Here is a 19073-nt window from a genome sequence, read left to right as displayed (position 1 = left end):
TGGATGCTCCCCGCTGATCTGCGACGTGCTGAAGCCGAAGCCGTGGACGCGATAGCGGCGGCCTTGGCCAGTCAGGCCAAGGGCTTCTGGACCGCTGAATTTCGTTTCGAGGGCCTGCGCATACTGCCGGTGGCCCTGCGGCTGTTGGCTGCGTTGACGCCGACCCACGCCGACGCCCGCCTGGTCTTCCCCGATGCGGGTGCCGCCGCCTTGGCGAAGCGTGATGCCGCGGAGCAGGCCAGCGGCATCACCGAACTCAGCGGGATTAAACGTCTGCAGCAGGCCGACGGCGGCAGCGATGGCTTGCTCGTGCTCGTGGCGCCAACCCCTGCGGACTATGAAGATGTCGAGGCGGTCTGCGCCTTGCACCGCGGCAGCGTGGTTCTGCTGAACGGCAAGTTGGAAGACGCCGCCGTGGGGATCGGCACCGTGGCTCGTGAGCGACGCAAAGGGTTCCTTTCCAGTTGGCAGTCGGCCTACGCCCTCATTCCAACGGGTGATGGGGCCTTGAGGCGCGCTTTCCCCCAGGACTGGCAGCTCTATCGCCGCGATCCTGATGGCTACCGCTTCGTTCAGGACTTTGAGGCCAAACCGGATGCCGAGCAGATGGCCGATGCCCTGGATGGCGAAGGCGGTGGTGTCGCCCGCGGCTTGAAGGCCGTCGATCGCCTGATTGAGGGACTGCAGAACTAGGCGAATTGACCGCTTGTTTCGGCGGCGCAGTCTCCGTACAGTTCGAACGCTGCCTTTCTGCCATGCCTGTGTTGTCGCGTCGTTTCTCGCTGGTGGACGCGGGAGCTGCGGCGGCCGTAGTGCTGGCGATCGGTGGGGTCGTTTGGAGTCCCAAACTCAGTGGTGCCGTCGCCCGAGCGACCGGTGGCCTTCAACCCGTCACGGTCTTCGTGGACGTCCGCAATGTGCCGGTGGCCGATCCCGCCGCGTTGATTGCCGGCGCTAAAGAACAGGGCAAGGTCGCCATCGTCATCCGCAATCAACCCCATGGGTCCGTCGCGGTAGATGACGTGATTCCGCTCCAACGGCAACTGGCCGCTGTCTTTGCCGACGGCAAGGTCGTCACCGCCCCCGACCCCAACCAGAAGCAGCTCGGCAACCTGGATGCCCGTTTTGTCTTGAAGGGTGAGGGGCGGAAGGGAGCCGGTGGTGTCGTCTTCGGCAATCAGACCTTGAAGATTGGCGCGCCGATTGAGCTGGAGGGCCGTGAGTTCCGTATCAACGGCTCCGTCTCTGGCCTGCAACTCGGTCATTCCTGACGATGGCAGGGCTCCGCGTCGGCATCAGCCTTGGGCTCGGTCTGGCGCTGGTTCCCTGCGCCGCTCTCCAGGCCGCACCGCCGACCACCGCCAGAGCCATTGCCCTCCCGCCGGCCCCGCCGCCGCTCGGACTCCCGCAGCTGCAAAGCCAGGTCAGTTGTCCGGCTTTGCAGTCCCGGCTGCGCCGAGTCCTCGGGGCGGAGTCCAACGTCTGGAGCGTGAGCGTGGCCGATGGCTCCGGCCGTCTCTTGGCGGATCTCAACGGCCTCACACCCCGAATTCCCGCGTCCAACCAGAAGCTGGTGGCGACGGCGATTGCCCTCGATCAACTGGGCCCGGACTACAGCCTGACCACGCGGCTCTGGCGCAAGCCGGATGGAAGCCTCTTGCTGACGGGAGAGGGAGACCCGGACTTCAACACGGCTCAACTTCAGCGCTTCGCCAAGTTGGCGATGGGCCAGGGCGGCAGCAGCTTTCCCGCCCCGGCCTTGGTCCGGATCCAGCTCCAAGAGGAGCTGCCCCAACGGTGGTGGCCCAGCGGGTGGCCCGGTGAAGACCGGGTCGAGGCCTATGGCGCACCTATCACCCGCTTGGCGGTGACCAGCAACGCCAAGGCCATGGCCGTGAGCGATCCCCCCAGCCGGCTCCAACAACTCCTGGCCGCCGAGATCAAGCGGCAGGGTGGGCAGGCGGTCATCACCACCGTGGGCATGGGGCCGCCAGCGGCAAATGGGGTGCTTCTCCACGAAGAGCGCTCGATTGGCATGCATGGCCTGCTCAGCCTGGCCAACACCGAGAGCCACAATTTCACCGCTGAGGTGCTCCTGCGTCAGGCCACCGGCAGTTGGGACCAGGGCACCAGTCAGCTGCGAACACAACTCTGGCTCGCGGCCCAGGGCCTGCCGATGACGGGCGTCAAGGTCGTCGACGGTAGTGGTCTCGATCGCGGCAACCGACTGACAAGTCGTCTCTTGGTCGCCTTGATGCTGCGAATGGCGCACCATCCGATGGCGGATCACTACTTCGCCTCGATGGCGATCGCGGGGGAGCGGGGGACCCTGCGGAACTATTGGTATGACACCGAACTTCAGGGCCAGTTTTTTGGCAAGACGGGCACGATCCGAGGGGTGCGCTCGGTCAGCGGACTGCTGAACACGAGCGAAGGTCCCCGCTACATCAGCATGATTTCCAACGGCTCAGCGGCCCCGAACAGCGTGATGGGCCAATTGCTGCGTCAAACCCGCCAGGGGGTTTGCCCCTAGCGGTTTCCGGCGGCGCGGCGGATGCGATCGGCGGCGCGGCGAGCTCGGTTAATGGGGACTGCTTGCTGCTGGCCCGCAGCGGGGGTTGGCACCAGGGAGGCAGGGTTCACCCCTTGCAGCTTGACCAGCTCACGCTTGCCGGCCACGACCACCTGGCCCATCTCCCGGAGACGATCCTCCAGCTCACCCAGGACCTGCTCGGCGTAACGGTTCGCCCCCTCCTGAATGGAGCTGGCTTCCTGACGGCTGCGGGCGATCAGCGCCTCGCATTGCTGCTGAGTCTGCTGACGGAACTGCAGGGCATCGCCCTGAACGCGCTCGGCTTCCGCTTGGCTGCTCTGTTGGAGGCGTAGGGCCTCAACGCGCACTTTCTCCAGCTCCGTCAAGCTCTGCTTGCGGGCCTGTTCGTGCTGCTCACTGAGCTGACGCTTGAGTTCGATGGCCTCCTGGTCCAGTTGTTGACGGCGCTGCAGGCCCTCCTGCTCCAGCTGCTGGCGGCGCTGGCTGAACTGCTGCTCCAGTTGAGCCAGCCGCGATTGGTGCTCCTGTTCGGTCTTGGCGACCTGCTGGCGTGCCTGGGCAATCATCTGCTCGCACTGCTGGCGGGCCTGTTCCCGCAATTCAGCGACTTGCCGTTCCGCCTCACTGCGGATGGACTGGCTATTGATCAGTTGATCGCGCTGTTGCTTGGCCTGAGCAACGATGTCGTCAGCCTTTTGACGAGCCTGGGTGATGAACTCGTCCTTCTTTGCCACGAGCTCGTCGGCCTTCACCAACTGAGTCGGGAGGGCATCCCGAACGGCATCCATCAATTCGATGGCGTCCTGTTCGTTCACCAGACGTCCACCGCTGAAGGGGACGCGGGTGCCGTCCAGGACGACTTCCTCCAGTTGATCCAGCTGGTCGAGCACGGAGGTCAGCTGCGTCTCGGACATCAGCGGGGTGCGTGGAGAGACTACTGATTAAAAAGCCTCAGTAGATCTTCCGCCACTCCTGTGGGGACCATGTGACCAACCGGTCCGCCGAAACGGGCCACTTCCTTCACGACGGAACTGCTGAGAAAGCTGTGGGCCGTTGCCGTCGCAAGGAACAGCGTCTCCAGTTCCGGGGCCAGGCTTTTGTTGGTGTGGGCGATTTGCAATTCGTACTCGAAATCGCTCAGTGCCCGGAGACCCCGCAGGATCACGCCGGCGCCGCAGCGCTCGGCGAATTCCACGGTCAAGCCATCGAACGCCGCGACCTCGATTTGTTTGAGATGGGCGGTCGCGCCCCGGATTTGCGCGATCCGCTGCTCCACGCTGAAGCAGGGGTTCTTGCTCGGATTGCGCAGGACGGCCACGACGAGACCGTCAAACAGATGGGCACCCCGCTCGATCACATCCAGATGCCCCAGGGTGAGGGGATCAAAGCTGCCGGGATACAGAGCTTTCATGCCTTGATCCTAGAAACGCACTCCTCGGCATCGACCCGCAAAGGGACTGCCCTTCCTAGAGTTTGGGCTCTGAAGGCCCGAACCATGGCACTGAACGCAGACGCCAAGAAGACCTTGCTGCGCAAGATTCCCCATGGGGTGTTCATCTGCGGCGTGGCCGAAGGGGACGAGGTCAACGGCTTCACCGCCAGCTGGGTTACCCAGGGCTCCTTCGAGCCGCCCCTCGTGGTCATGGCGGTCCGTGCCGACAGCACCAGCAACGGGATGATTCAGCGCACGAAGCGCTTCTCATTGAACGTCCTGGCGGCGGATCAGAAGGATCTGGCCGCCGTCTTTTTCAAGCCGCAAAAAGGCGTTGGTGGCCGCTTTGATGCCGCACCCTTCAGCCTGGGCGAACTTGGACTGCCGATCCTCAATGACTCCCTGGGCGGTGTCGAGTGTGAACTTGTCGGTCAGGTGGCCCACGGTGATCACACCGTCTTTGTCGGCGAGGTGAAGAGCGCCGTTCTCCATCGCGATGCTGCTGCGCTCGAACTCAGCACCACTGGCTGGCAGTACGGCGGTTGAAGGCACTGCTGCAGGACCCGCCTCGGCTCAAGGCCCGCCTCAAGGAGGTCCCCACTGAGCCGGGCTGCTACTTGATGCGCGATGCGGAGGACCGAATCCTCTACATCGGTAAAGCCAAGGTGCTGCGCAACCGGGTCCGCAGCTACTTCCAGAGCGGGAGTGGCCATGGCCATTCCCCACGCATCGCCCTGATGGTGCGCCAGGTCTGCGAGATCGAGTTCATCGTCACCGACAGCGAGGCGGAGGCGTTGGCCCTGGAGGCCAACCTGATCAAGAACCATCAGCCGCACTTCAATGTGCTGCTAAAGGACGACAAGAAATATCCCTATTTGTGCATCACCTGGAGTGAGGCCTACCCGCGGATCTTCATCACCCGGCGGCGGCGATTTCGCTCCCCACTCGATCGCTTCTACGGTCCCTATGTCGATGTGGGGCTCCTGCGCCGAACTCTGGGCCTCGTAAAACGCGTCTTCCCCTTGCGGCAGCGCCCCCAACCGCTCCATCGCGACCGCACCTGCCTGAACTACGACATCGGCCGCTGTCCGGGCGTCTGCCAAGAAAAGATCAGTTCCGAGGACTACCACCAAACCCTTCGGCAGGTGGCCATGGTCTTCCAGGGGCGCAACGAGGAACTGCTCGCGCTCCTGCACGAGCAGATGGAGCGCTACGCCGAGCGCCTCGACTTCGAGAGCGCGGCCCGCGTTCGTGACCAGCTCCAGGGCATCGACACCCTCACGGCCGACCAAAAAATGAGCCTCGGGGACAGCTCGGTGTCCCGGGATGTCTTGGCGTTGGCGGCGGATGACCGGGTGGCGGCCGTTCAGCTCTTCCAGATGCGTGCCGGAAAACTGGTCGGCCGCCTTGGTTTCACGGCGGATGCCATTGGCATGCCTCCAGCCGAGGAAGGCGCTGGCGGAGACCTGCCCCCATCAGCAGACCGTCGGGCTGCGACGGGGCGGATCCTGCAAACGGTGATCGAAGAGCACTACAGCCAGGTGGAGGGTGTCGAGATTCCCCCCGAGCTGTTGCTCCAGGAGCCCTTGCCACAGCAGCAGCTCATCGAGGACTGGCTCTCCGAATTGCGCGGTCGCAAGGTGCGCCTCGCTGTTCCCCAGCGGGCTCAAAAGGCGGACTTGATCGAGTTGGTCGAGCGCAATGCCAACTACGAACTGGAACGGGCCCGCCGGGCCAGCGAACAGAACCTGTTGGCCACGGAGGACCTGGCCCAACTGCTCGAGTTGACGACCCTCCCGAGGCGAATCGAGGGCTACGACATCAGTCACATCCAGGGCAGCGACGCGGTCGCCTCTCAGGTGGTGTTTATCGATGGCCTGCCCGCCAAGCAGCACTACCGCAAATACAAGATCCAGAGCAGCTCGATCCGCGCGGGCCACTCCGATGACTTCATGGCGATGGCGGAAATCATGCGCCGACGCTTCCGGCGTTGGGCCCAGGCCAAAGCGGCTGGTGCGGACCTGAAGGAGCTGCGCCGATCCGCCGGATCAGCTCTGCACACTGGCGGGCTGAACGATTGGCCCGATGTCGTGATGATCGACGGTGGCAAGGGACAGCTGTCGGCCGTGATGGAGGCCCTGCGCGAACTCAATCTCGATGAGGAGCTCGTCGTGTGTTCCCTGGCGAAGCAGCGCGAGGAGGTCTTTATCCCCGGCGTGAAGGAGCCCCTGGACAGTGAACCCGAGCAGCTTGGGGTTCAGCTCTTGCGCCGTCTGCGCGACGAGGCCCACCGGTTTGCGGTGAGCTTCCACCGTCAGCAGCGCGGTGAGCGGATGAAACGTTCACGCTTGTCCGACATTCCAGGCCTCGGTCCCAAGCGGATCAAGGAACTCTTGGCTCATTTTCGCTCGATTGACGCGATCCAGCTGGCGAGCCCGGAGGCCCTCGCAGCCGCGCCGGGGATGGGGCCCGGCTTGGCGAAGGTGATTTGGGATCATTTCCATCCTGATGCGGCCCCTGGTCCGCAGGCGGAGGCGCTGGAGTCCGAGAATGAGAGGCCTTTGGAGCTGGCTGGTTGAAGCCGCTGTGCTGGATCTTGGCTTCGATCAGCGTCCTGCTGCTCGCCCTTCCCGCGGGGGCTTTGGCGGCTCCGGGCCTATGCATTGGGCCGATTTGCGCCGATGAAATCAGCCGGAGTGCCAAGCATCACTTCCAGCTGCGGATGCGGATCAGTGACCAACGGGGCCATCGCGAACGCGTCGTGATCGATTGCCGCAATGGCCAGTTGTCCCCGGCCGCTGGGTTGGTCGAACGCGGTTATGCCCGAGCCGTGGCGAGCAAGGCCTGCCGTCTGGCCGGTGAGCCGGCATGACCATCGGCATCTGGGTTCTCGGAGATCAACTGAATCTCCAGCAGGCGGCGTTGGCCGGCGCCGACCCCACCACAGCTCGCGTCCTGCTCCTGGAGAGCAGCTCCGTTATCGAACGACGCGCCTATCACGCGCAAAAGCTTGTGCTGGTGTGGAGTGCGATGCGGCACTTCGCCGCTGATCTCCGGGCCCAGGGCTGGACGGTGGATTACCTGCAAACCGAGCGCTTCAGCAGCGCCTTAGGGGAGTGGGTCGAACAACACGGCATCCAGGAACTGCACGTTATGGAGCCTGTGGATCGCGGCTTCCGCGCTGCGATCGAGCGGCTGCCATTGCCACTGCCCGTTCACTGGATCGCGAACAATGCGTTCCTCTGGAGCCGTGAAGCGTTTGCCGCCTGGGCGACGCCGTACAAGCAGCTGCGCATGGAGCTCTTCTATCGGGAGGGGCGCAAACGCTTTGGTGTGCTCCTGGATGAGGACGGTGAGCCCCTCGGCGGTCAGTGGAATTACGACCAGGAGAACCGCAAGCCCCCCACCAAGGGACTCTCGGGGCCGGAGCCGCTGTGGTTTGAGCCCGATGCGACAACGGCGGCCGTGATCGAGAAGGTGAGCGCCCTTCAGGAGCGCCATGGTTTGCCCGGTAGCCCGGAGCCGTTTCGCTGGGCAGTGACTCGGGAGCAGGCCCTAGCGGTCTTGGATCACTTCATCGCAACGCGTCTGCCTGGATTTGGACCGTTCCAGGACGCGATGGTGAGCGGCGAACCCACCCTTTGGCATGCCCTGCTGTCTCCGTACCTGAATCTGGGTTTGCTCCATCCTCTGGAGGTCATCCAGCGCCTCGAAACGGAGGGGCTGGCCCAACAGGTGCCCTTGGCCGGCCTCGAGGGTGTGATTCGCCAAATCCTCGGTTGGCGGGAATACACCCACGGCTTGTATCACTGGTTCGGTGAGGACTACGCCTCGGTCAACCATTTCGAGGCCAACGCACCGTTGCCGAGTTGGTTTGAGGCGTTGGGAGGCAGTGGCCTGCGCTGCTTGGACACGGTCTTTGGCGAAATCAAGGCCACTGGCTACGCCCACCACATTCAACGCTTGATGGTGCTGGCGAACTACGGCCTGTTGGCGGGGCTGGATCCCCAGGCCCTGACGGCCTGGTTCCACCGGATGTTCATCGATGGCTACGACTGGGTGATGCTCACCAACGTCCTGGGGATGGGCGTCTTCGCGGATGGGGGGCGCCTCGCCAGCAAGCCCTACGCCGCCAGCGGCAACTACATCAAACGGATGAGCAACTACTGCAAGGGGTGCTCCTATGACGTCAAGCAACGCACCGGCCCGAAGGCTTGCCCCTTCAACAGCCTCTATTGGGACTTTCTGGCCCGCCACGAACCCGAGCTCAAGCGCAATCACCGCATGGGCCTGGTGATGAAGCAGCTCAGCAAGCTGCCTGAGGAGGAGCTGGCCGCGATTCGCAGCTCCGCGGCGAACCATCGGGCGTTGGCGGCTGCTGGGTCCAACTAACTTGTTGCCCAGTTCGGCTTCGGCCTGTGATCACCCTGGCGGCTCTTCCCCCTGAGGCCTACCTCTGGTTCAAGACCCTGCACATCGTCGGGGTGGTGGTTTGGTTCGCTGGCCTGTTTTATCTGGTGCGGCTGTTCATCTATCACCGGGAAGCCGAAGAGCTCGAGCCGACCCTCAAGGATGCCTTCCAAGCCCAGTACGGCTTGATGGAGAAGCGCCTCGCCAACATCATCACGACGCCGGGAATGGTCGTGGCGGTCTCCATGGCCGTTGGTCTCTTGATCGCCAATCCCGCCTGGCTTCAGCAGGGCTGGATGCACGCCAAGTTGGCCTTCGTCCTGGCCCTGCTGGCTTATCACTTTTTCTGTTACCGCCTGATGGGTCAGCTGCAGCAGGGGACCTGCGGCTGGAGTCCAAAACAACTGCGGGCACTCAATGAGCTGCCAACGCTGCTGCTGGTGATCGTCGTGATGCTGGTGGTCTTCAAGAACCAGTTCCCGACGGGAGCTGCCACCTGGTTCATCGTGGCGTTGGTGGTCTTTATGGCTGCGTCGATTCAGTTTTATGCCCGCTGGAGGCGGCTACGGGCCGAGAAGGAAGCCGCAGCGGCGTAGGTCCGGCCATGACGGACAGACACCATCCCCTGGTCGCGGTTCTGGAAACCGTCACCCCCACCTGTTGTCCGGGGCGGATCAACTTTCACTGCCACACCACCAGCAGTGATGGGAGTCTTCGACCGGAAGCGTTGGCTGAACAGGCCCTCGCGATCGGCCTGGAGCATTTGGCGGTGACCGATCACCACAGCACGGCGGCTTTCCTGCCGATCCAACGCTGGTTTGAGCAGCAAGCCGAGGCGGGGTCTTCGCCTCCGCGGCTCTGGACTGGGATGGAGATCAGCTGCCTGCTGGAGGGCTGCCTGGTGCATGTGCTGGCCCTCGGCTTTGAGCTGGACCACACCGCCCTGGATCCCTACCGCCAAGGGCAAGCGGCAGTCGGGGAAGTCCTCGCTGCCGCTGAGGCCCGCCGCAGAATCCATGCCGCAGGCGGGTTGGCGCTGCTGGCGCATCCAGCGCGCTATCGCCTCCCCTTTCAACGGCTGATCCCTGCGGCCGCGGACTTGGGGTTCGATGGGGCGGAAGCGTTCTATGACTACGAGATGCAAGTGCAGTGGCGCCCGACGCCCCTGGTTTGCGATTCGATCGTGGGCTTGCTTGAAAAACACGCACTTCTGCGAAGTTGCGGCACCGATACCCACGGCTTAGAGCTTTGTGGCCGCTAGGGTTTCTGGAGATCGTGATCCCTTGCGATGGGCCTGTTTGATCGTCTGCTGGGCAGTGACAAGCCGCAGTCTCCTGTGACCAAGCGGGAAGCTGCGAAAAAAGAAGAGGCGTTCTTCCTTGATGCTGACGCCTCCAGCAGCATGGGGAACGTTGATTTCATGCGCCAATCGAACACGATCCGGCGCACCTTCCCCGGGACTGTGGACAGCCCCGGCAGCAAGGAAATCATCGATGAGGTCGCTTCGATGGAGGCCCGTCGCGTCGTCAAGTCCGAGGGTCTCGGCGATCCCAAGCCTGCTGAAGTGCAGACCGACCTCACCGGTGGCATCCCCAAGACCGTCAAGAAGACGTTCTGTGAGCCGATGACCATGGCCGAGTTGGATGAACGCAAGCGCGGTTCATCCTTCGGCGTGAATGTTCCCGGCGGCCCTGCTGCCATTAAGGCTGAGCAGGAGCAACAAGCCGAGGCCGCTGCTCAGCAGCCCAAGCCCGCCGATACCGCGCAGTCGAAGCCCGGTGACATTGGCGCCTTCAAGGGCTGGGTCAAGGACCTCTAACCCTCGATCAACGCTTCAGCGTCCAGGACCAGCTCACGCAGGTGCGCGAGCTGGTTTTTTTGTGCCCCACTCCAAAGACCGCGGTTGTGCGCCTCCAGCAGCCGCTCCGCCATGTCCCGCAGCGCCCAGGGATTGTGCGTCTTGAGGAAGTCCAGAACCTCTTTGGACTCCAGCCACTGCTCAGCGATTGAGCCGTAACTCCAATCCGGCACCCGCCCCGTACTGGCGTCGTAGGCAAACAGGTAGTCGAGGCTGGCGGCCATTTCAAAGCCACCCTTGTAGCCGTGCTGTTGCATCCCCTCGATCCAGCGGGGGTTGAGCACGCGAGAGCGCAGCACCTTGTCGAATTCCTTCTCGAGTCGGTGAACCCGCGGACGTTGGTGGCGGGAATGGTCCGCGAACCAGACCGCCGGAGCGGTTCCGCGCACGGACTCCACCGCGGCACTCAGCCCGCCCTGGAATTGGTAGTAATCGTCGGAATCCAGCAGATCGTGCTCGCGGTTGTCCTGGTTCTGGAGCACCACCTGGACCGAACCCAGCCGCCGCTCAAACCCGCCCCGATCGGCCGCGATGCGCAGGGGCCCAGCGCCATCCCCTTCGTAACGCCAGCTGCCCCAGTTCAAGTAGGCCTCAGCCAGGTCATCCCGGTTCTCCCAGTCGCCGCTATCGATCAACCCTTGAAGACCCGCTCCATAGGCACCCGGTGCTGAGCCATACACGCGCCAGGCATGGCCATCACGTCTGGCGGCCTCAGCGAGGGGATTGCCATCGGCGTCTTCCTCGGCTGCAGCAACGAGGGCGGTCGCCTGGTTGACCCAACCCACCAGTTGGGGGAAGGCGTCACGGAACAAGCCGGAGATTCGAAGGGTCACATCCACCCTGGGGCGGCCCAAGGCAGCCAGTGGAATCAATTCGATGTCCACGAGTCGGCGGCTGGGCCCATCCCAGATCGGTCTGACACCCATCAGCGCGAGGCACTGGGCGATGTCTTCCCCGCCATTGCGCATCGTGCTGGTGCCCCAGACCGAAAGCGCGAGGTGGCGTAGGGGTTCACCCTCCTCCATGAGGTGGTGCTCCACCAGCAACTCCGCACTGCGGCGGCCGAGGTCCCAGGCGGCTTCCGTTGGCAGACCGCGCAAATCCACGCTGTAGAAATTGCGGCCCGTTGGCAGAAGGTCCGGGCGCCCTCGCGTTGGGGCGCCCGAGGGACCGGCGGCGATGCGCTGCCCGGCCATGCCCCGCAGGAAAGAGGTCTGTTCGGCCTCTCCGCAGCGCAGCAGGTTCGGCACCAACTCCCGCTGAAGACGGTGGAGCACCGCGTAGGTTTGCGGGCCCGTCGCCGGGAATGCAGTGGCCCCCGACAACAGGGCCTGGCAGAGATCAAGCACCTGTTGCTCCAGCCACTCGACGGCATCGCCGCAGCGGCGGGGTTGCTCCAGCCCCAGGGTGATCAGGCGGTCTCGATCAGTTGGCTCAAGCGGCTGTTCTTCCGGATCAGCCCAGGGGTCCAAGCCCAGTTGCGTATCGCGCGCCAAGGCCTGGGTCAGGCCGAGGCCGTTCTGCTGGGGAGGGCGCGCCAGGCAGGCCAGTAATTCCGCACGGGCATCGAGGGCAGGCAAGGAGCCAAAGCGATGCAATCCCGTGCGGATCTGCGCTTCCTTGAGCTCACAGAGATAGCCATCGGCCGCATCCAACGGGTCATCCCCCTCGCCGGTCGCCAGGACCCCCTCGAGTTCCGAAGCACTGAGCTGTTGAAGGATCTCTGCCCGGAGCCCCTCACTGCGGGCACTCCCGAGTTGCACCGCTTCCCAGTACTCATCGATCAGCGCCTCCAGCTCTCGAAGGTCCCCATGCAGTCCCGCTCGACCGAGAGGTGGGGTGAGGTGATCGAGGATCACCGCTTGGGCACGCCGCTTGGCCTGGGAGCCTTCACCTGGGTCGTTCACGATGAAGGGATAGAGGTGGGGCATGGGCCCCAGGGCCAACTCTGGGAAGCAGCTGCCGGAGAGTCCAAGCCCCTTCCCGGGCAGCCATTCGAGGTTGCCGTGCTTCCCCACGTGGCACACCACCTGCACCCGAGCGGCTTGGGCAAGCCAGAGGTAATGCGCGAGGTACTGGTGCGTCGGAGCCAGATCTGGAGAGTGGTAGCTCAGGCTGGGATCCCTCTCGTAGCCGCGTGACGGCTGGATCATCACGACCGCGTTGCCGAAACGCAGTCCATGGATTGGAAATCCATGGGGCTCGAGGGACGGGTCCTGCTGCGGTTCCCCCCACTGGGCCTCGAGGCTCTGGCGGGCGGCACTGGGTAGCGCGCCATACCAATCCAAATAGGCCTGCAGGGGCAGATGGTCCGCGGCCTTGAGGTGGCTGCTTTCTGGATCATTGGTTCGGCCGGCGAGCAAGGCTGCAATCAGCGCGTCGCCATCGCCGGGGATCTCAGCCCCGAGGCTGTAGCCAGCGTCCTGTAACCACCCGAGCATCGCCGCGGCACTGGCTGGGGTGTCGAGTCCGACGCCATTGGCAAGACGGGCGTTGCGGGTGGGGTAATTCGCCAGCACGAGCGCCAGACGCCGGTTCTGTGGGGGAGTCACCCGCAGGTCACACCAACGCCGAACCAGTTCGGCGACCCAGGCGAGACGCTCCGGTGCTGGCACATAGCGATGCAGTCCGGTGGCGAGACGCGCGTCGGCCTGCTCGAGCTCTTTGAAGGCCCCAACCCGCGTCGTGATGCGGCCGTCCAGCTCCGGCATCGCGATTTGCAGAGTCAGATCGAGGGAGGCCAACCCCACCGGACTGGCCTGCCAGGCCGCAGCGGACTGGGTGCTGCACAGGACCTGAAAGACCGGTACACCGAGCTCTTCCCAGAGGGGCGCCCCCAATCCAGCCTCCGCGGATTGGACCGAAGCAAACGAGGTGGTGCAGACCACGGCGTCCACCGCTTCCCGTTGGAGGAGATCCAGCACACCCCGCTGCACCACCGGGTCCCGCAGGCTGCTGACCCACAACGCCCGCGGGGCTAAGCCCCGGGCCCTGAGCGCGGAGAGCAGGGCCTCCGCCAGCGCCAGGTCGCCCGATTGCAGAAGCGCGCGATACAGGATCACGCCCACCCGTGGGCCGGAATCCCCTTGCCAGTCATGGGCCTTGGGGTCTTCAACGGCCTGGGCTGCAGGAAGAACAACCTCGCCGTTGTCGAGGAATGAGCCGAGGCTCTTGAGCACCCTCAGCCAGTTGTCGGTGCCCCCTTCTCTCAGGCATTGGCTGCAGGCGACAGCCACGGGTGCCGGGACGGTGCTGAGGGAGGCCAACGCCTCGTCTTCATCGGCGGTACCGGCCATCACCACCAGGTGGCGGTCCGATGCGGTTTCGGCCCAGAGCCGGAACTGCTCCAGTCCGTAACTCCAATGGCCTCGGCCGCCGAGCAGACGGATCAACACCAATCGTGTGCCGCTCAAGCTGGTGCTGATGTAGTGATCCAGCACCGCGGGGTGTTGGAGGCTCGCCAGGTTCAGGCCCTGGAGCTGACGGCCCTGACCAGCCGGGAAGCTCTCCCGGTCCAGCGTTGCGGCCAACGCCGCGAGGTCGGTGTCCGCGCTTGAGAGAACCACCAGGTCGGCACCTGGCTGTTCGACATAGACGACCCCGTCCTCAGGGCTGTGGCTACCGGGGACAGCCGCAAGACGGTGCATCGAACCATCTTGCTGGGTCAGCACTCGCGCTAGGGCACCGGGCAGTGAGAAGATCGTCTGCAGCTGTGGCCGCCCCCACCGACCCCATGCATCAGTTCCTGCCCTACGCCTGGTTCGGTGGCAAGTGTGTGCCTTTCGCGGAGGCCACCCTCTCGGTCGCGACCCATGCGCTGCACTACGGCACCGGTGCGTTTGGCGGGATGCGGGCGATCCCCAATCCTGCGGATGCGAACGAGATCCTGCTGTTCCGGGCTGACCGCCACGCCCGCCGTCTCAGCCAGAGCGCCCGTCTGCTGCTGACGGAGCTCAGCGAAGAGACCATTCACTCAGCGATCCACGCCTTCCTGCGTACCAATAAGCCGACCTGTCCGGTCTATCTCCGTCCGTTTGTTTATACGAGTGATCTGGGGATTGCCCCCCGTCTGCACAACATCGAGACCGATTTTCTGATCTACGGGCTTGAGCTCGGTGACTACCTCTCCCCGGAGGGTGTGAGCTGCCGGATCAGCTCCTGGACCCGTCAGGAGGATCGCTCGTTGCCCCTGCGCGGCAAGATCAGCGGCGCCTACATCACGAGCTCCCTGGCCAAGACTGAGGCCGTCAAGAGTGGCTTTGATGAAGCCCTGCTCCTGAACAGCCGCGGCAAGGTGAGCGAGGCCAGTGGCATGAACCTGTTCCTGGTCCGTGACGGTGTCCTGATCACCCCTGGTGTTGACCAGGACATCCTTGAGGGCATCACCCGCTCGAGCGTGCTGGAGCTGGCCAAGGCCATGGGCATCCCCACCTTGGAGCGGCCCGTCGACAAGAGCGAGTTGTTCATCGCCGACGAAGTCTTCCTGAGCGGCACCGCAGCCAAGGTCACGCCCATCCGTCGCGTGGAAACCACAGAACTCAGTGCCGAGCGCCCCGTGATGAATGCCATCCGTGAGCGCCTCACGACGATTACCGAAGGGCGTGACCCCGCCTATGAGCACTGGGTCAGCCGCGTGCGCCTTGACGGTTGATCGACTGATGCTCGCCACCCAACGCATTGGCTTCCTGGAGCGTTTGCACAGCCCGGAGCGGCCTGTGTTGGTGTTCGACGGTGCAACGGGAACTTCGTTGCAGCAGATGGATCTGACCGCCGACGATTTCGGCGGCTTGGCCCTCGAAGGGTGCAACGAGAACCTGGTCTTCACCCGGCCGGATGCCGTGCAGGCCGTGCATCGTCAGTTTCTTGAAGCCGGATGCGATGTCATTGAGACCGACACCTTTGGCGCGACCTCCACGGTCCTGGCCGAGTACGACATCCAGGACAAGACCTTTGAGCTGAACAAGCGGGCAGCGGAGCTGGCACGCGAAATGGCCGCCGCCTACTCGACGCCGGAGAAGCCCCGGTTCGTGGCGGGATCCATGGGCCCGACGACGAAGCTGCCCACGTTGGGGCACATCAGCTTCGACGAAATGCGCGATTCCTTCGCCGAACAGGCCGAGGGCCTGATCGCCGGAGACGTGGACCTCTTCATCGTCGAAACCTGCCAGGACGTCCTGCAAATCAAGGCGGCGTTGCAGGGAATTGAGCAGGCCTTCACGGCAACCGGTCAGCGCAGGCCCTTGATGGTCAGCGTGACCATGGAAACCACCGGCACGATGTTGGTGGGTTCAGACATCGCGGCGGTGGTCTCGATTCTGGAGCCATTCCCGATCGATGTGCTCGGCCTGAACTGCGCGACGGGCCCCGAGCAGATGAAGGAGCACGTCCGCTACCTCTCAGCCCACAGCCCTTTCGTGGTGAGCTGCATCCCGAACGCGGGTCTACCGGAAAACATCGGCGGCGTCGCCCACTACCGGCTGACCCCGACCGAAATGAAGATGCAGCTGATGCACTTCGTGGAAGATCTGGGGGTGCAGGTGATTGGCGGCTGCTGCGGAACCACGCCAGCACACATCGCCTCCCTGGCTGAGCTTTCCTCGGAACTCAAGCCAGCCCAGCGCACGGTGCGCGGTGGTATGGAGCCAGACCCTGAAGCCCCACGCCCGGCCCTGCAGTACGAGCCCTCAGCCAGCTCGATCTACGGAGTCACCCCCTACCTGCAGGACAACTCCTTCTTGATCATTGGCGAACGCCTGAACGCCAGTGGCTCGAAGAAAGTTCGTGAGTTGCTCGCGGAAGAAGACTGGGACGGTCTGGTCTCCGTAGCCCGCGGCCAGGTGAAGGAGAACGCTCATGTTCTTGACGTCAACGTCGACTACGTCGGCCGCGATGGCGAGGCGGATATGCACGCGTTGGTCAGCCGTCTGGTGACCAACGTCAACCTCCCCCTGATGCTGGACTCCACGGAGTGGCAAAAGATGGAGGCCGGCCTCAAGGTGGCTGGCGGCAAATGCATCCTCAACTCCACCAACTACGAGGACGGCGACGAGCGCTTCTTCAAGGTGCTCGAACTGGCGCGCGATTACGGCGCTGGTGTCGTCGTCGGGACCATTGATGAGGAGGGTATGGCCCGCACCGCGGAACGCAAATTCGCGATCGCGCAACGGGCCTACCGCGATGCCCTGGAATTCGGCATCCCGGCCCACGAGATCTTCTACGACCCCCTGGCACTCCCCATCTCAACGGGCATCGAAGAAGACCGGGAAAACGGACTGGCGACGCTGAATGCGATTCGCATGATCCGCGAGAACCTTCCGGGTGTTCATGTGGTGCTGGGCGTCAGCAACGTGAGCTTTGGCCTATCCCCAGCGGCGCGGATCGTGCTCAACTCCGTTTTTCTCCATGACTGCTGTGAGGCAGGCATGGATGCGGCGATCGTCAGCCCCGCCAAGATCCTGCCGCTGATCAAGATCAGCGAGGAGCACCAGCAGGTTTGCCGCGACCTCATTCACGATCGCCGGCGTTTTGACAACGGGGTCTGTGTCTATGACCCCCTTACCGAACTCACCACGTTGTTCGAAGGCGTCTCCACGAAGGAGGCACGGGCTTCCGGACCGTCCTTGGCTGATCTCCCTATTGAGGAACGCCTGAAGCAACACATCATTGATGGTGAGCGCATTGGCTTGGAAGACGCGCTCAAGATTGCCCTTGAGAGCTACAAACCGCTCCAGATCATCAACACCTTCCTGCTGGATGGGATGAAGGTGGTCGGTGAGCTCTTTGGCTCAGGGCAAATGCAGCTGCCCTTCGTCCTGCAAAGCGCCGAGACGATGAAATCCGCCGTGGCTTTCCTCGAGCCCCTGATGGACAAGGTGGAGGGTGAGAGCTCCGCCAAGGCCAAGTTCCTGATTGCCACGGTCAAAGGCGATGTGCATGACATCGGCAAGAACCTGGTCGACATCATCCTCACGAACAACGGCTATGAGGTGATCAACCTGGGGATCAAACAACCCGTTGAAGCCATCATCGAGGCGCAGCAAGAACACCAGGCCGATTGCATTGCCATGAGCGGACTGTTGGTGAAATCAACAGCCTTCATGAAGGACAACCTCGCCGCCTTCAACGAGGCCGGGATCAATGTCCCCGTGATCCTGGGCGGGGCTGCCCTCACCCCCCGGTTCGTGAACAAGGACTGCCGCGAGGTCTACAACGGCCAGGTCATTTACGGGCGCGACGCCTTCGTTGACCTGCGCTTCATGGATGCCCTGGTGACGGCCAAGGCTGAAGAGCAGTGGGATAACGCTAAGGGGTTCCTCGGAGCGATCCCCGACGGGCTCGGACTCGAGGCGGTTAACACGGACGAGCGTGCTGACACGGACGAGACCGCAGCGCCCGCCGACGCACAGCCAGCAGCCGTCGCTGTCTCGACGGACCGCTCCGAGAGCGTGCCGGAGGAGGCTGCAATCACTCCCCCCTTCTGGGGTAGTCAGGTGCTGCTCGAAGACGCGATCGACATTGAGGAGGTCTTCGGATTCCTCGATCGCAATGCCCTCTTCGCCGGCCAGTGGCAGTTGCGCAAGGCCCAAGGGCAGTCCCGCGAGGACTACGAAGCGATGCTGGCCGAGAAGGCGGAGCCCGTCCTCGCCCATTGGAAGCAACGCTGCATCGATGAAGGCCTGCTCACCCCTCGAGTGGCCTACGGCTACTACCCGTGCGGGCGCGAGGGCAATGCGCTGGTCGTGTTTGACCCGGAGCAACCGCAGAGCGAGCTGGGGCGGTTTGATCTGCCGCGGCAACGCTCGGGCAACCGCTACTGCATTGCTGACTTCTACCGCGATGCCGTCAGTGGTGCATCGGATGTGCTGCCCATGCAGGCGGTAACCATGGGTGAGCAGGCGACTGCCTTCGCCCAAGACCTGTTCAAGGGCGATCAATACAGCGATTACCTCTACTTCCATGGCCTGGGCGTTCAAATGGCCGAGGCCCTGGCGGAGTGGGTCCACTCCCGGATCCGCCGCGAATTGGGCTATCCCGATCCAGCAGACATGCCCCTACGGGATGTCCTGGCCCAGCGCTACCGCGGCAGCCGCTACTCCTTTGGCTATCCGGCCTGTCCGAACGTTCCCGATTCTCGGCAGCAGCTGCGCTGGCTTGGTAGTGAGCGGATTGGTCTGAGCATGGACGAGAGCGACCAATTGGAGCCCGAGCAGAGCACCACAGCGCTGGTGGCCCTCCACAGCCAGGCCCGTTATTTCTCCGCTTAGGGTCAAGGGCCTCCCCCCCCTGACCCATGGCCATTGCTGGACCTGGCGGCGTTGATGCTGCGATCGCCTCAGGCATCGATCTCGATGGCAGCCCGATCCCCCAGGAGATGCTCAGCCTCTACACCGAGGTGATGGACCTGGAGAGCCAGAGGGCCCGCAGCGGTGTCAAAAAATCAATGAGGAACCGTGTCGTGAAGACCGGGTCCAAGCATTTCGACCAGGAGACCCTCGATGCTCGCCTCAAGGCAGCCGGTTGGGAGGGTCTGAAGGACAAGGAAGTGGCGTTCTTCTACGGCAGCTGAATCAGCCGCAAAGGTTTTCCATGGTGTCGATCACCTCTTGCTGGAACGATTCCAGATCAGAGGAGTCCGACAGATCGACACCTTCACCAGCCGCATTCTGAGCCAATTCCTGGAAGTGGAATGCTCCTTCTCCGTTGGCCAAGAACTCAATGGCAGAGCTCTCGCCGCTCTCCTTGAAGGCATCGCAGAGGGCCAGGAAGGCTCCGTCTTCGGTGAAGTCCCAGCTCATGTAGGGGGGTTGGCTGAATGACCT

At 63.6% G+C, this 19073-nt stretch carries 17 protein-coding genes; 13 read left to right on the top strand and 4 right to left on the bottom strand.

The window, feature by feature from the left end:
• Nucleotides 1-3: 3 nt before the first annotated feature.
• The 3 genes from H0O22_RS03620 to H0O22_RS03610 all read left to right on the top strand — a co-directional run bounded on the left by H0O22_RS03620 (nt 4) and on the right by H0O22_RS03610 (nt 2533).
• Entirely contained in the window at nt 4-693 is a 690-nt protein-coding gene (locus H0O22_RS03620) for a DUF1995 family protein (RefSeq protein WP_185187656.1), read from the top strand.
• Nucleotides 694-755: 62 nt separating this feature from the next.
• Nucleotides 756-1271 (top strand): DUF4330 domain-containing protein, encoded by a 516-nt coding sequence (locus H0O22_RS03615; RefSeq protein ID WP_185187655.1) that lies wholly within the window; start codon nt 756-758, stop codon nt 1269-1271.
• A 2-nt stretch (nt 1272-1273) separates the two neighbouring features.
• On the top strand, nt 1274-2533 hold the full coding sequence (locus H0O22_RS03610; RefSeq protein ID WP_185187654.1) for a D-alanyl-D-alanine carboxypeptidase/D-alanyl-D-alanine-endopeptidase: 1260 nt from the start codon (nt 1274-1276) through the stop codon (nt 2531-2533).
• Here H0O22_RS03610 and H0O22_RS03605 read toward each other — a convergent pair.
• Nucleotides 2530-3468: a hypothetical protein gene (locus tag H0O22_RS03605; protein WP_185187653.1), complete on the bottom strand. Its 939-nt coding sequence runs from the start codon at nt 3466-3468 to the stop codon at nt 2530-2532. The genes H0O22_RS03610 and H0O22_RS03605 overlap by 4 nt on opposite strands.
• 20 nt (nt 3469-3488) lie before the next feature.
• Nucleotides 3489-3965, bottom strand: coding sequence for a pantetheine-phosphate adenylyltransferase (coaD, locus tag H0O22_RS03600; RefSeq protein WP_185187652.1), 477 nt, complete (start codon nt 3963-3965; stop codon nt 3489-3491).
• 84 nt (nt 3966-4049) lie between these two features.
• On the opposite strand from coaD, the gene H0O22_RS03595 reads away from it, so the two are divergent.
• From H0O22_RS03595 to H0O22_RS03565, 7 genes are read left to right on the top strand one after another with little or no spacing between them, the layout of a single operon-like run.
• Nucleotides 4050-4532, top strand: a complete 483-nt coding sequence (locus H0O22_RS03595) for a flavin reductase family protein (RefSeq protein WP_185187651.1) — start codon at nt 4050-4052, stop codon at nt 4530-4532.
• On the top strand, nt 4529-6565 hold the full coding sequence (gene uvrC, locus H0O22_RS03590; protein WP_185187650.1) for an excinuclease ABC subunit UvrC: 2037 nt from the start codon (nt 4529-4531) through the stop codon (nt 6563-6565). Before H0O22_RS03595 ends, uvrC begins: the two co-directional genes overlap by 4 nt.
• Nucleotides 6562-6858, top strand: a complete 297-nt coding sequence (locus H0O22_RS03585) for a hypothetical protein (protein ID WP_370521474.1) — start codon at nt 6562-6564, stop codon at nt 6856-6858. The genes uvrC and H0O22_RS03585 overlap by 4 nt, the downstream gene beginning before the upstream one ends.
• Nucleotides 6855-8378: a cryptochrome/photolyase family protein gene (locus H0O22_RS03580; RefSeq protein ID WP_185187649.1), complete on the top strand. Its 1524-nt coding sequence runs from the start codon at nt 6855-6857 to the stop codon at nt 8376-8378. Before H0O22_RS03585 ends, H0O22_RS03580 begins: the two co-directional genes overlap by 4 nt.
• A 29-nt stretch (nt 8379-8407) precedes the next feature.
• On the top strand, nt 8408-8992 hold the full coding sequence (gene hemJ / locus H0O22_RS03575) for a protoporphyrinogen oxidase HemJ (RefSeq protein WP_370521503.1): 585 nt from the start codon (nt 8408-8410) through the stop codon (nt 8990-8992).
• Nucleotides 8993-9000: 8 nt separating this feature from the next.
• Nucleotides 9001-9657, top strand: coding sequence for a PHP domain-containing protein (locus tag H0O22_RS03570; protein WP_185187647.1), 657 nt, complete (start codon nt 9001-9003; stop codon nt 9655-9657).
• Nucleotides 9658-9684: 27 nt separating this feature from the next.
• A complete protein-coding gene (locus H0O22_RS03565) occupies nt 9685-10215 on the top strand; it encodes a hypothetical protein (protein WP_185187646.1) in 531 nt (176 codons plus the stop codon).
• Here the strand turns inward: H0O22_RS03565 and cobN are convergent.
• Complete coding sequence (cobN, locus tag H0O22_RS03560) at nt 10212-13901, bottom strand: cobaltochelatase subunit CobN (protein WP_185187645.1); 3690 nt, start codon at nt 13899-13901, stop codon at nt 10212-10214. The genes H0O22_RS03565 and cobN overlap by 4 nt on opposite strands.
• Nucleotides 13902-13987: 86 nt before the next feature.
• On the opposite strand from cobN, the gene H0O22_RS03555 reads away from it, so the two are divergent.
• Genes H0O22_RS03555 through H0O22_RS03545 form a run of 3 tightly spaced genes read left to right on the top strand, consistent with a single transcriptional unit; the run spans nt 13988 to nt 18820 of the window.
• A complete protein-coding gene (locus H0O22_RS03555; protein WP_185188277.1) occupies nt 13988-14905 on the top strand; it encodes a branched-chain amino acid transaminase in 918 nt (305 codons plus the stop codon).
• A 7-nt stretch (nt 14906-14912) separates the two neighbouring features.
• Nucleotides 14913-18518 carry a methionine synthase gene (gene metH / locus H0O22_RS03550; protein ID WP_185187644.1) on the top strand — a complete coding sequence of 1202 codons (3606 nt, stop codon included), beginning with the start codon at nt 14913-14915 and terminating at the stop codon, nt 18516-18518.
• 26 nt (nt 18519-18544) lie between these two features.
• Nucleotides 18545-18820, top strand: coding sequence for a DUF4090 family protein (locus H0O22_RS03545; protein ID WP_185187643.1), 276 nt, complete (start codon nt 18545-18547; stop codon nt 18818-18820).
• Between the two features lies 1 nt (nt 18821).
• Here H0O22_RS03545 and H0O22_RS03540 read toward each other — a convergent pair whose 3' ends face one another.
• Nucleotides 18822-19049: a hypothetical protein gene (locus tag H0O22_RS03540; RefSeq protein ID WP_185187642.1), complete on the bottom strand. Its 228-nt coding sequence runs from the start codon at nt 19047-19049 to the stop codon at nt 18822-18824.
• Nucleotides 19050-19073: the final 24 nt, after the last annotated feature.

The sequence above is a fragment of the Synechococcus sp. LTW-R genome (genome assembly GCF_014217875.1).
Taxonomy (GTDB): domain Bacteria; phylum Cyanobacteriota; class Cyanobacteriia; order PCC-6307; family Cyanobiaceae; genus Vulcanococcus.
Note: the sequence above shows the minus strand (reverse complement) of the source record. Positions and strands in the feature narration are given on the sequence as shown.

Bases quoted from the DNA above. Each gene is read 5' to 3' on its own strand.
- H0O22_RS03580 (WP_185187649.1), top strand. From the start codon at position 6,855: ATGACCATCGGCATCTGGGTTCTCGGAGATCAACTGAATCTCCAGCAG.
- H0O22_RS03545 (WP_185187643.1), top strand. From the start codon at position 18,545: ATGGCCATTGCTGGACCTGGCGGCGTTGATGCTGCGATCGCCTCAGGC.
- coaD (WP_185187652.1), bottom strand. From the start codon at position 3,965: ATGAAAGCTCTGTATCCCGGCAGCTTTGATCCCCTCACCCTGGGGCAT.
- metH (WP_185187644.1), top strand. From the start codon at position 14,913: ATGCTCGCCACCCAACGCATTGGCTTCCTGGAGCGTTTGCACAGCCCG.
- H0O22_RS03555 (WP_185188277.1), top strand. From the start codon at position 13,988: ATGCATCAGTTCCTGCCCTACGCCTGGTTCGGTGGCAAGTGTGTGCCT.
- H0O22_RS03605 (WP_185187653.1), bottom strand. From the start codon at position 3,468: ATGTCCGAGACGCAGCTGACCTCCGTGCTCGACCAGCTGGATCAACTG.
- cobN (WP_185187645.1), bottom strand. From the start codon at position 13,901: ATGCACCGTCTTGCGGCTGTCCCCGGTAGCCACAGCCCTGAGGACGGG.
- H0O22_RS03570 (WP_185187647.1), top strand. From the start codon at position 9,001: ATGACGGACAGACACCATCCCCTGGTCGCGGTTCTGGAAACCGTCACC.
- H0O22_RS03595 (WP_185187651.1), top strand. From the start codon at position 4,050: ATGGCACTGAACGCAGACGCCAAGAAGACCTTGCTGCGCAAGATTCCC.
- H0O22_RS03610 (WP_185187654.1), top strand. From the start codon at position 1,274: ATGGCAGGGCTCCGCGTCGGCATCAGCCTTGGGCTCGGTCTGGCGCTG.
- H0O22_RS03620 (WP_185187656.1), top strand. From the start codon at position 4: ATGCTCCCCGCTGATCTGCGACGTGCTGAAGCCGAAGCCGTGGACGCG.
- H0O22_RS03540 (WP_185187642.1), bottom strand. From the start codon at position 19,049: ATGAGCTGGGACTTCACCGAAGACGGAGCCTTCCTGGCCCTCTGCGAT.
- H0O22_RS03615 (WP_185187655.1), top strand. From the start codon at position 756: ATGCCTGTGTTGTCGCGTCGTTTCTCGCTGGTGGACGCGGGAGCTGCG.
- H0O22_RS03565 (WP_185187646.1), top strand. From the start codon at position 9,685: ATGGGCCTGTTTGATCGTCTGCTGGGCAGTGACAAGCCGCAGTCTCCT.